The 12543-nt window shown below is 39.3% G+C and carries 9 protein-coding genes; 4 read left to right on the top strand and 5 right to left on the bottom strand.

Going from position 1 to position 12543, the window contains the following annotated elements; genetic code table 11:
* The first annotated feature begins 80 nt into the window (after positions 1-80).
* Positions 81-1601 carry an acetyl-CoA hydrolase/transferase family protein gene (locus E0D70_RS00885; RefSeq protein WP_133010377.1) on the top strand — a complete coding sequence of 507 codons (1521 nt, stop codon included), beginning with the start codon at positions 81-83 and terminating at the stop codon, positions 1599-1601.
* A 118-nt stretch (positions 1602-1719) separates the two neighbouring features.
* Here E0D70_RS00885 and E0D70_RS00880 read toward each other — a convergent pair whose 3' ends face one another.
* The 5 genes from E0D70_RS00880 to E0D70_RS00860 form a co-directional block, all read right to left on the bottom strand.
* On the bottom strand, positions 1720-1965 hold the full coding sequence (locus tag E0D70_RS00880; protein WP_133010376.1) for a type B 50S ribosomal protein L31: 246 nt from the start codon (positions 1963-1965) through the stop codon (positions 1720-1722).
* Positions 1966-2082: 117 nt separating this feature from the next.
* Positions 2083-3417 carry a peptidoglycan DD-metalloendopeptidase family protein gene (locus tag E0D70_RS00875; RefSeq protein ID WP_133010375.1) on the bottom strand — a complete coding sequence of 445 codons (1335 nt, stop codon included), beginning with the start codon at positions 3415-3417 and terminating at the stop codon, positions 2083-2085.
* 300 nt (positions 3418-3717) lie between these two features.
* Positions 3718-5577 carry an Lnb N-terminal periplasmic domain-containing protein gene (locus E0D70_RS00870; RefSeq protein WP_133010374.1) on the bottom strand — a complete coding sequence of 620 codons (1860 nt, stop codon included), beginning with the start codon at positions 5575-5577 and terminating at the stop codon, positions 3718-3720.
* A gap of 70 nt (positions 5578-5647) precedes the next feature.
* Positions 5648-6130, bottom strand: a complete 483-nt coding sequence (locus E0D70_RS00865; protein ID WP_133010373.1) for a DUF3015 domain-containing protein — start codon at positions 6128-6130, stop codon at positions 5648-5650.
* Between the two features lie 548 nt (positions 6131-6678).
* Positions 6679-7788: a Zn-dependent alcohol dehydrogenase gene (locus E0D70_RS00860; RefSeq protein ID WP_133010372.1), complete on the bottom strand. Its 1110-nt coding sequence runs from the start codon at positions 7786-7788 to the stop codon at positions 6679-6681.
* A 367-nt stretch (positions 7789-8155) separates the two neighbouring features.
* Here E0D70_RS00860 and E0D70_RS00855 point away from each other — a divergent pair, with 367 nt between their 5' ends.
* From E0D70_RS00855 to E0D70_RS00845, 3 genes are all read left to right on the top strand, one after another.
* Positions 8156-9238, top strand: coding sequence for a 2Fe-2S iron-sulfur cluster-binding protein (locus E0D70_RS00855; protein WP_133010371.1), 1083 nt, complete (start codon positions 8156-8158; stop codon positions 9236-9238).
* Positions 9239-9262: 24 nt separating this feature from the next.
* Complete coding sequence (locus E0D70_RS00850) at positions 9263-10678, top strand: fatty acid desaturase (RefSeq protein ID WP_133010370.1); 1416 nt, start codon at positions 9263-9265, stop codon at positions 10676-10678.
* Between the two features lie 110 nt (positions 10679-10788).
* Entirely contained in the window at positions 10789-12378 is a 1590-nt protein-coding gene (locus E0D70_RS00845; protein ID WP_133010369.1) for a solute:sodium symporter family transporter, read from the top strand.
* Positions 12379-12543: the final 165 nt, after the last annotated feature.

Below are 12543 nucleotides of genomic sequence, written 5' to 3'. Positions count from 1 at the left end.
GATCCTGTTTTAACCTCGTCGCTTTCATTGCTCGTAGGTGAGTTTTACAACCTAATAACAAAACTAAAAAAGAGTTAACCATGCAGTTAGATCGAATTCGACACACCGGACTCCACCAAAAAATAATGTCAGCAGAGCAAGCCAGTGAATTCATTAAAGATGGCATGACCGTCGGTATGAGTGGCTTCACCCGCGCCGGAGAGGCAAAAGCGGTGCCCAGAGCCTTGGCAGAAAGAGTCAAAAATAATCCTATGAAAATCAACCTAATGACTGGTGCATCATTAGGTAACGACTTAGATAAACTGCTTACTGAGTCTGGCGCTTTAGCTCGCCGCATGCCTTTTCAGGTAGATAGCACACTACGAAAAGCCATTAACAATGGCGAAGTCATGTTTATTGATCAGCATTTATCAGAAACGGTTGAGCTACTGCGCAATCACCAATTGACCATGCCAGACATCGCCGTCATTGAAGCTGTTGCCATTACTGAAGAAGGCCACATAGTGCCTACAACGTCAGTAGGTAACTCAGCAAGTTTTTCTATTTTTGCTAAACAAGTCATTGTTGAAATCAATATGCTGCACAGCCCTAAACTTGAAGGCTTGCATGACATTTATATTCCATCGTACCGACCCGTTAGACAACCAATTCCATTAACCAAAGTAGATGATCGTATCGGCAGCACAGCAATACCCATCGATCCGGCGAAAATTGTGGGCATTGTTTTTACCAATCAAAGCGACTCATTTTCCACCGTCACCGATCCTGATGAGGAAACCGCTGCCATTGCACATCACTTGGTAAACTTTTTTGAGCAAGAAGTAGAGCAAGAACGCTTACCTTCTAATTTAGGCCCACTTCAAGCCGGCATAGGCAATATTGCAAATGCGGTAATGATGGGGCTTTTAGAGTCTGATTTTAAAGACCTCACCATGTACTCTGAGGTATTGCAGGACTCAACCTTTGATCTGATTGATGCGGGAAAACTTAATTTTGCATCAGGCTGTTCAATCATTCTTTCTGAGCGTTGTAACGCCCAAGTGTTCAATAACTTGGATAAATACAGAGACAAACTGATTTTACGCCCCCAAGAAATCTCAAATCACCCAGAGATAGTGCGTCGCTTAGGCATCATTTCAATAAACACAGCACTGGAATTTGATATTTACGGAAACGTAAATTCAACACATGTATGTGGTACTAAAATGATGAACGGTATTGGAGGGTCGGGGGATTTTGCTCGCAATGCGAATATTTCTGTATTCGTCACCAAATCCATTGCCAAAAATGGCGCGATATCCAGTGTTGTTCCTATGGTAAGCCATGTTGATCACACTGAGCACGATGTGGATATTTTAGTGACTGAACAAGGCTATGCAGATTTACGCGGTTTAGCACCACGGGAACGAGCCGTACAAATCATCAAATACTGTGTACACCCTGATTATCGTGCCGCCATGCTAGATTACTTTGAACGGGCTTGTCAGCGAGGTGGACACACGCCTCATTTACTAGAAGAAGCGTTTAGCTGGCATATTCGTCTTGAAACACAAGGCAGCATGCAAAAAGACCAATCTGTCATCCGCTCTCTTTCAGCATAACGCTGAGTAACTTATGATTCGCTTATCCGTCGCTAAAAGCGATGGTAACAAGCCCTAAGAGACAAAAATGGCCCGCATCTCACAATGCGGGCCATTTTTTATTACTGAGCTAAGTTGCTTATTTATTGCTGCGATAGCGACGTCTAAATTGAGCAATACGCCCTTCACCATCATGCGTTCTTTGCTCACCCGTATAGAAAGGGTGCGATGCACTAGATACGTCAATGGCCATATAAGGGTACTCTTTGCCATCACGCTCGATGGTTTGCTCTGTTTTTACCGTTGAACCTATTAAAAAATATTGGTCAATTCGCGTGTCATGAAAAGCAACAGTACGATAGTTAGGATGAATGTTATTGCGCATAGATATCTCCTCAATACGTTATGTTATAACATTTTATAATCCTTTTTTACCAACAATGCAAACAAAAAAAAGCGGCCCTTCAAAAGGGCCGCTTTATTTCACCAAGATGATCAAAGGTTAATAAGGCGTATTATTCATCATCGCTCTCCATTGCTCTACATGCTCTTTAAACGCATGCATCTTAGAGTTTGGAATTTCCTGCAAGGTTGGAATATCCGTCGTCATTGGATTAACCGGCTTACCATTAATATGCAGTTCATAATGCAAATGAGCGCCAGTCGTTCGTCCAGTATTGCCAGATAAAGCAATAACTTGTCCGCGCTTCACATGCTGACCCTTCTTAACTAGCGATTTGCTCAAGTGCAAAAAGCGTGTGCTATAAGGACCCAAATTATCAATATCAAGGTAATTACCTGCGTATTTTTGATAAGCGACACGAGTTACCACACCGTCACCGGTCGCTAACACCTTGGTGCCACTAGGCGCTGCCATATCAGTACCATTATGTGGGGACAAACGTCCTGTTATAGGATGACGACGATGAGGATTAAATGGCGAACTAATACGATAATGAATTTTAGTCGGCCAACGCATTAATGCTGGCGTGAGACCATTACCCTTTTGATCATAAAAGCGCCCATCCGTGTGTAAAAAGGCGCTGTATGTTTCCCCTTTTACTACCAGCTGTATCGCCTCTAGCTCTGATCTGCCCACGGACTCACCATTAACATCACCATTCTTTACAACAACATCAAAATCATCACCAGCCCGAAGGTCCTTTCTAAAATTGATACGTGTTTTAAACAAATCGTTGATAATAACAATATTCGCATCTGACAAGCCTAGCTTTTTGGCGGACTGGTAAAAACTGCCAGCAATGACACCATGCAATGCTTCTTGTGTGTAATTGATTGGTAAGGTATTTTCTTGGTAACTAAAGCCACCACCATCATGACGAACAAAAGAAATACTTTTGCTGGGGTTAATACGTCGCGAAAGACTTTTTAACTTCCCTTCTTTATCAAGCTCAAAGATCAGAGTATCACCAGGTAAAATAGGATCTAACACTAAATATTCTTCATCGGCTTCTAAGATCGAATACATATCACGACGAGATAGCCCAAGGCGATTAAATATCCCTTCAAGGGTTTCACCTGGCTTAATAATATGATCGATCGTTTGCGGTGCAGGAGCGGCGGTGCCAACATTTTGCAGAGGATCAGTAGAAAGTAGAAGGCTATCTGCATCGGCTTTTGCAGGAGCAGGTTGTTGCACACTAATCCCTGCTTTATCTAATTTATCGTTGGGCAACACATAGGTCTCTGGGTCCGGGCTCGGAGCCACTAATCCTCGATAAACCAACATAAAAATAACAAACACACTCAATATAAGAACTAACCAAGCTTTTGGTCCAGATGGAGTCAAACGCGAAAGGCGATTTTGAAAAGACATATGAAAAACTCATTAAAACAGAATAATGTGGTTCTGACGGAACCCTTTAAACGCCTAAAGCGCCATGAAAACTTAGTGAATCGGTTAACAAACACTTAACCCTTTTTGAAGGGAAAACAGTTAGTACCATTAGTTACGCTTGATGTACTACTAAATCAAACCGATTTAATCGCAATTTGCACTTTCTATACCGAAACAGCTCAAGATACTAAAATAACTGGCGAGAATACGTCATTCTCGCCGTTAAATAAATCTCTCTGATCAATAAAAGACCAAAAGCTATTTTAAACAACTCAAGGTTTAAAAATAGTGCAGTAACTGAACGGACGTATCATTCCAACTTTTTGCTTCGTACCACGAATGAGAAGTACTTAAGCGAACCTGCCAATCTGGTGCTAATTGATGCGCCCAAACAGCATTAACGGTCCGACGTTCAGCGTTATGAAGATTAATATCGGCAAGGTATTCAAAATCTAATTGGAAATTATTTCTCTCACCATACCAAAGCCATCTTAATTCAGGCCCTACTTCTAGCCGATAGCCATCTTGATAGTTTTCTTCCGCTGATGCGCTGCCGTTAAGCAATACAGCAAACATACTTTGACCAAATTGCTGCGTGACACCAGCCCCACCTTTTAAGCGAAACACCAACTCATCATCAATAGTGTAGTCACGTAACAGTGACGCGTTTATTTGCCAAGATTTTGGCGTCACAAGCGCATTTTTAGGAGATAAAGAACGTATATTAATAAATGAGAAATTATCGACTTCAACAGATTTAGCTTCGTCCCAACGCAAACTACCACTGAACATGGATAATTCAGCACCTTTTAAATAGCCGCCTTGAGGGTCTAATAAACCGTGATAGGAAGGTCGATACTCTAAGGTTGAATACGCTGAACTTTCTCTAGAACCTACAGATAACGCTAAACGCTGAGTTTTATGACCTTGATCATCACGTAACTCTGGTGGCTTAACGGGCGTAAATACTTCACCACTTTGACGCTTACTGCGTAATGAAAGCAGCTTAATAGAGCGTCCATTTAAATAACTTGAAGTCACTTTTTTACGAGCAACCAAATAACGACTGTATTCATAGGCCACTTCTAGAATCTGCGCTTGATCCTGCGGACTGTAAGTTTCTAATTTAGTAAGATTTAATGTCTCGTTATCCACTAAATCTTTAGCAACGTTAACTTGTTCATCGCCTATTTGATTCAGCATATTTGACATTCTATTTAATAAAGAAGGTCGATAGCTGGCGTCATCTATCATTTTTGCTTTTTTAAGGACTCGAATCGTATCGGCAGGAATCGCCCAAACCGTAAAATCATCCGCAAGGTCTAAACGCGGACTACTGGCATCCAGCAAGGTTAATAACTGATATGAGCAGTTCTCAGAAAAGAAATAATAAGACATGTAGGTATTTTGCATTTCCCATACATGACGAATAAATTGATTCACCTCGAAGGGGGTTAAATCCAGTTTATATTCCCAAATATCACGGCTTTCTAAAAAATTATATTCTTTTACTTTTTGATAGTAAGGCATCACTGAAACAACGCCTGGATAACCGCCGGTCAGCCCTTTATAGCTGAATACTAGTTGATTATCATCTGGATCAGCGTTCGCTGCGTAGTTAACGGCATAGTCCAATAATGGCGCATTGTTGCCTTTTTTCTTCACCCGAAACAAGGTATGTCCGTACATTGATGATGGACTGTTTAAATACGCTGCGGGGAAAATTAAATAAACACTTTCACCATCGATTTGAGCAAACCATGGATCAAAATCTGGGCACTTAATTTCTTGTAATGGCAAATCGGGGCGTTGTTTTTTAAGCCAAAAGAAACGCGCAGGAAAACGACATTGTGCTGCTTGATTGGCGTCAGTAAGTGAAGGACCCTGTAAAAAACCAACCAGCGTTGCTTTAAGCTCTGCGCTAGGATCTTTATTTCCGTTTGTTGCTAAAAAAAACTTAGGGTCATCTATCTGGCTGCCAGTACCTTTAATGGCACCAACGCGATGATAATGAAGTAAATCGCGCCATTCTTTTTGTGCCGCAAGCGAGGTAATTTCAGCATCAGACAAAGGTAAAGCAGTGGCTGCAAATAAAGAAGACGATAACGTGGAAAACAGTAGAAAGATAAAAAAGCGCATAAAAATAAAAGCTACCTACAGAAAATGAGGGCATACATTATGCCCTCATTTGGTAAAGATTAAGTAGGTATTAACCTAAGTATTTAGATAACTGCTTAGAACCAGCCATAACAGACATGATGCCGTTATAAGCTGTTGTTGGATTTGCTTGTGCATCTGCAAAAACAGTGTCGAAATGCGCTTGCATTTGTTCATTAAAGACAGCTTTATCAGCACCTTTAACGCCCATAAGGTCAGCCAAAGCACCTAGAGTTTCGCCGTTACCTTTAGCCATGTCGATAGCCAATGGTTCTAGGTTATCGTTTAGGAACATTGCTACGCCGCCAGCCAATGGGCCATTAGCATCTTCACAGCCTAAAGTGCCTGATGTCATACCAAATGTTTGGTTACCAGACGTGCCGTTAGTTGTTGCAGCCATAACGTGTTCGTACCACTCGTTTGCGTCTTTAAAGACAACAGCAGTACCCAAACCACAACCAGCAGGTCCGTAAGACGCTGCAAAAGAAGAAACAGAAACGCTAGCAAGTAACGCAGTCAATAGAAGCTTTTTCATAATAATTCCCTTAATAAAAATCTAGCCAGTACTCAAGATAAAACTGCCCACAATACCCCTTCCAAGTGGCATTAAGTTAACACTCACTAAAAAAAGACCATTTAATGAAGCAGTTATTCGTAAGATTATAGGAAGGCCTATAACGATGTAAAGAAAAGGTCATAAATAAGCATTAAATTTTCGACTATTTAAAATAGCTGCTTTTTTTGTGAACAATTACTGATCAACCTGAACAAGATCATCAATAAAGGACAAAATTCTAATAGAATATAACTACTAACTTTTCACTTTATGAATTTTATTACAATAGATAAAAACCTATAAAACACTTTTTTTGACCACGCTATGACCGCAAAAAATTGTGTGTGTGTTTCAAAAAAATAGTTATCTACATGGGTGACAAAAAACGTACACAGCTATAAGCAGACTCAATAAAACAATCCGTTTCACAGACAGAGTACGCTATCCCTAAACTTCCCTCATAACACAGCCTCCTTCTAGCTGAAACTAAATAGGCTTGAGCTCTGCTCGAGGGAAAAGAACGAACTTTAGTCACCAATAAGAATGACGCCTTTGGCGATACGGCCATTAAGCATGTCGTCAAATCCCTGTGAAAGGGTTTCTAATGTATACGTTTTGGTGACAAGCTCAGCCAGTTTCATCTTTCCTGACTGATATAAAGATATGATCCTAGGAAAGTCTCGATCAGGGTTGCATTGGCCATATAGTGGATTAATGTAAATCTTATCCCATTCAAAGAGCTCACAATCAAAATCAATTCGTTGTTCAATACCACTCACTTGAACCGCTGTTCCAGCGCTTCGTATGAGTTTTAATGGCGCGGATCCTAAAGCAGGAATAGCGGTGCATTCAAAAGCGTAATCAGCAGCACGCCCTTGATTTAAGGCGAGAACATCTAGTAGAACTTGATTAAAATCTTTATCGTCTCGGTCAACTATAATGCCAGCTGTTGCACCAAAGAATTTCGCTTGATCCAAACGCTCTTGATTAATATCGATAGCAATAATAGTAGCAGCACCAGATTGTGCAGCGCCTTGAATGGTATTTAAGCCAACACCACCGCACCCAATAACACATACCGTGGAGCCTGCTCTAACATTGGCAGCGTTAACCGCAGATCCCCATCCAGTCATCACGCCACAACCAATAATAGAGGCGACGTCAAATGGAATTGTTTTGTCCATTTTTACGACAGCCGCTTCTTTTACTACTGTGTATTCACTCATTGTGCCCAAGTGAAATGAGCGCTCTAACGGAAGATTATCATGCAAACAGGCTTGTGAATGCGCATGTCCCTTTAAGCCACAGCCACAAACTGGGGAGTTGTTTTCACATATATGAACATTGCCTTCTAGGCATTGAAAACAACGTCCACATGGAATAGCCCAATTTAAAATGACGTGGTCACCCGGCTGCACTTTAGTAACATTCACTCCAACTTGAGTAACGACTCCTGCGCCCTCGTGCCCAACGATAAACTCTTTATTCCAATTTTGGATTGAATCCCAATCGGTATGGCAAATCCCCGAGGCTTTTATTTGTATTTGCACTTCATCATCCAAAGGATCACCCACTTGGATCTGAGTTAACCTCATCTTGCCTTTGCCATCGGATATAATCGCTTTTGCAGTGAGCATTTTATTTTTCCTTGAAAATTAATTTCAAACATTTAATCATAAAACCCATATTCGACATGTCACCTTCCGGATATGAAATATCATATTTTTGCCATTTTATGTTTTGATATTAAAATTTATACAGTGTCAGAAATCCCATAGACGTATTCTATTTTATTATTAACACAGGGGAGCAGCCCCCATTCACAGGCAAAAAACACGGTATAGCAATTATAAATTGCTGTGAAAACTGCCTCCCTCGTCATTAAATCCGCTTAAAAATGACATAAATATGATACTTTTTCCCTTTATCTTTGTATTTCGTTATCGGCTCATCTGTTTAAATCACTCTCCTGAAAATCAATAGAATGTTACATCTGGGGAAAGTATGAATCGGTACGAATTAACCATAACTAAGGTGGAAGCATTAACTCATGATAGTAAAGCTCTCTATTTTGACTTTAATGACAATATTCCTTCCGTCTTACCAGGACAATTTCTTACCTTTTTATTAGATATTAATGATAAAGAAGTTCGTCGATCCTATTCACTTTGTACTTTTGGTGACGAACAATTGGGGGTTGGCGTTAAAAAGGTACCGGGTGGGATCGCTTCTACCTATCTCAACACGCGCGTTCGTAAAGGGATGAAAGTCTCAGTTCTTGCTCCATCAGGTAATTTTACTTTTAACGCAAAGACGGATGAAGCTCAATCTCTATTATTGGTGGCTGGAGGCAGTGGTATTACACCAATGCTAGCCATTATGAAATCTGCTTTATTACAAACAGAAAAGTCCGTGACTTTGATTTACATTAATAAGTCCCAACAAGATGTTATGTTTTTACAGGAGCTTGAAGAATGGACGTTAAACTATTCTGAACGTCTCAACATAGAATATTATTTTGATGATTTACATACAAAAACGATAGAAGTAAAAAAACCAGGTATTCTAGGGTGGTTACGACCAAAAGAACAAAAAACCTCACCTGGTTTTATAAATCCCGATCGTTTTTCTGCACTATTAAACAAAAACAACTTAGATCTACCTCACTCGAAGGCATACTTGTGTGGCCCAACAGGCCTAATGGATATGGTTTTTGACCATTTAATGGTTAAAGGCATGCCTAAAAACCATATTCTGCGTGAACAATTTGTTTCACAGCTTCCTATTAACCCTAAGCCAAATTTTAAGCCTCCTGAATGCGATGCAAACATAGAGCTTTATGGTGAAAAACATCTTGTAAAAATTCCCTCTGGCGTAAACGTACTTCAAGCTGCGATTGAAGCAGGAATAGATATGCCATTTTCCTGTCGGGAAGGGACCTGCACTGCATGCTATAGCACTTGTAAATCTGGAGAAGTCAGTATGCTAACGGATAAAAGTTTGACTGATGAAGAACTAAAATCCGGTGGCTTCTTACCCTGCGTTTCTTTTCCAAAATCAAAAGTTTTAAACATAGTCATAGAATAACAAAAATATTCTCAAGGAAATAACATGATAAACCCACAAGATTACATTGTTGAAGAGCAATGGTTTCAAGTTGACATTCCGCGTCAAGAATTTCGCGCGTTTATGGCAAAAAATAACTATCGAGGAATCATCGATACTATAATTTGGTTTTCAGCATTAGCCGCAACTGGTTTTGTGGCTTACAGCTTATATGGTTCTTATTGGGCTATCCCAGTATTCTTTCTATATGGTGTAATTTATTGCGCTTGTGATGCTCGCTGGCATGAAAGCTCCCACGGCACTGTTTTTAAAATATCATGGCTAAATACAGCCTTATGCTTTATCTCAACAGCAATGCAACAACGAGATATTATTTTTACGCACTGGTCCCATGTTAGACATCACTCTTATACTGTTATTAATGACATTGATCCTGAAATTACGGTCACTCGTCCACCAACATTTTGGGAACATTTCTTAAACTTCTGGAGTTTAGGTGAGACTCGTTATTACGTTCCAATATTGTTACAGCATGCTCTGGGTATTGTTTCTAAAGATGCGAAAAAATTTGTACCTGAATCTGAGTATATAAAAATGTTCTGGTGGGCAAGAGCCAGTTTACTCGTCAATATAATTCCTATTGTTTTAGCCTTTTTCTTTCACTCTTGGTTACCTGTATTGTTTTTTGGATTACCTAAACTGTACGGAAACGTAATTCAACGTGCCTTTGTTCTTGCTCAACACGCAGGTTTAGACGATGACAATTGGGATCATCGAAAAAATTCAAGGACAATTAAGGTAAATCCTTTTTTGGGTTTTCTGTACATGAACATGCAATATCATATTGAACATCACATGAACCCTTTAATGCCTTTTCACCAATTACCAAATTTTCACAAACGAGTAAAAGATCAAATGCCAAAACCATATAATGGTTTATGGGATGTTTATAAAGAAATGATTCCTGCTCTAATAAAGCAAGTGGATGATCCTAGCTATTTTATTAATCGTGATATACCTACCTCAACAAAAACCAGAAAAGTCAAACGTGTTAAAGACATTCCACATAATAAAGCCAAAAATCCACCTAAAGAAAATACTGGAAATGAAACAATAAGTGAAAACATTCCAGTCCAAAATATAGAAAAAACAAACTGGATAAAAGCAGTTGATGCTGCTGAATTAGGTGAAAATGATGCTGTTAAAGTATGTATCAATGGTCATCATTACGCCATTTACCAGACTAACCCCGGAGAGTTTTACGCTACCGATGGTATTTGCAGCCACGAGCACGCTTATCTAGCTGATGGTTTTATCGAAAATGGTCAAGTTCTGTGCCCAAAGCATAACTCTAAGTTTTGCCTAAAATCTGGCAACGCTATTAATCGTCCAGCCAAAGAGCCTATTAAAGTGTACCCCATTAAAAACATTGATGGTGTTCTAAACATTTCTATAAGTTAAAAATATATAAAAAATCAAGGAGGCTATTTAATAAAATATATAAACTTTTTAATAAAAAACAAAAAAATCTTGAGATCAATAAATCATATTAAAATAAGGTAATAATAATTATGATAATTCCTATTTCATTTATTGCCGTGACCGTCTTGGTAGCTTTCTTATCTTGGATAAAAGTAAGAAGTGACAAAAAGGAAACGGCAGAGGATTACTTTTTAGCAGGTCGAGGGCTGACAGGTATCCTTATAGCATCTTCTTTAATGCTGACAAATTTATCAACAGAGCAATTGGTTGGACTGAATGCTCAAGCTTATATGTCTAATATGTCCGCGATGGCATGGGAGATCTGTGCTGCATTAACATTAGTTGTCGTCGCATTATTCTTATTACCTCGATATTTACGACAAGGGATAACGACGATACCTGAGTTTATAGAAGCAAGATTTGGTAAAAGCACTATGTACGCTTTTACTATATTATTTCTTTTTGGCTATATGTTTAACTTATTACCCCCTATTTTATATACAGGTTCTGTTGCCCTATCTGGTATTTTTGATATTCAAAATACCTTTGGCGTTAGTTACTGGCAAGGAATTTGGATCACTGTATTCGGCATTGGTCTAGTTGGCGCTGGTTATGCCGTATTTGGTGGATTAAAAGCAATCGCGTACTCTGATACTTTCAACGGTGTTGGTTTGTTAATAGGCGGCGTCATTTTGATTCCGCTTTTCGCCTTAAGCGCACTGGGTCATGGCAATCCTATTAGTGGTTTTCAATATTTAATGGTTCATTTTCCCGAAAAGCTCAATGCTATTGGTGGAAATGATGATCCTGTTCCTATCTCTACTTTTTTTACCGGCGTACTGATTTTAAATTTATTCTATTGGGGAACAAACCAGTCGATTATTCAGCGGACATTAGGAGCAAAAAGCTTAGAAGAAGGGCAAAAGGGAGTGTTATGGGCTGCGGCATTAAAACTTTTAGGCCCTTTCTTCCTGTTGCTTCCAGGTATCATTGCATACGCTATGTTTGGTCCAGGGCTTCATAATGGAGATCAGGCTTACCCAAAATTAGTTAATGCCGTTTTGCCATCGCCTTTAGTCGGCTTTTTCGCTGCTGTCTTATTTGGAGCGGTATTAAGTTCTTTTAATAGTGTATTACACAGCACAGCGACACTTTTCACTTTAAATGTTTATAAACCTCTTATTAACAAGGACGCGACAGACACTCAGCTGGTATCCGTTGGTAAAAAATTCGCGGCGATTGTAGGTTTATTATCTATGTTCGTTGCGCCATTCATTTACTATGCGCCTGATGGTTTTTTCCAATACTTTCAGACTGTAAATAGCTTTTATATGGCGCCGATGTTCACCGTTGTTGTTGCGGGATTGTTCACTAAGAAAGTATCATCTAAAGCAGCAAACATTGGTATTGTTACCTTTATGGTGATATATGCTTTGGCTTTATTTGTTTTCCATTGGGATATTAATTTCTTACATTTAACTGGATTACTATTCGTACTTGTTAGTGTTTTAATATACCTACTAAGTTTTATTTATCCAAACACACATGTCGTTGTTAAATTGAAAGCTCCTACCATTCAGCTTGATTCATGGAAGCATGCTAAATCTATGTCAATTTTCATTTGTATCGGCGTTATTCTTTTATATATTTTCTTTTCACCTCTAGGTGTTGCCAAATAACACTAAAAACACCCTAAAGCTTTATCTTTAGGGTGTTTTACCTTTTAAGCTATAAAAAACTCAACACTGATACATATAAGTCGATATCTATCAACGCTTCTATAACGACTCAAACCTCCCCTGCGACTGTATTTAGCGACGTACTGGCACCAGTAAAACGACAGA

Source organism: Marinomonas flavescens, from assembly GCF_004352835.1.
Taxonomy (GTDB): domain Bacteria; phylum Pseudomonadota; class Gammaproteobacteria; order Pseudomonadales; family Marinomonadaceae; genus Marinomonas; species Marinomonas flavescens.
The sequence above is the reverse complement of the archived record's forward strand: the minus strand, read 5'-3'. Positions and strand labels throughout refer to the sequence as shown.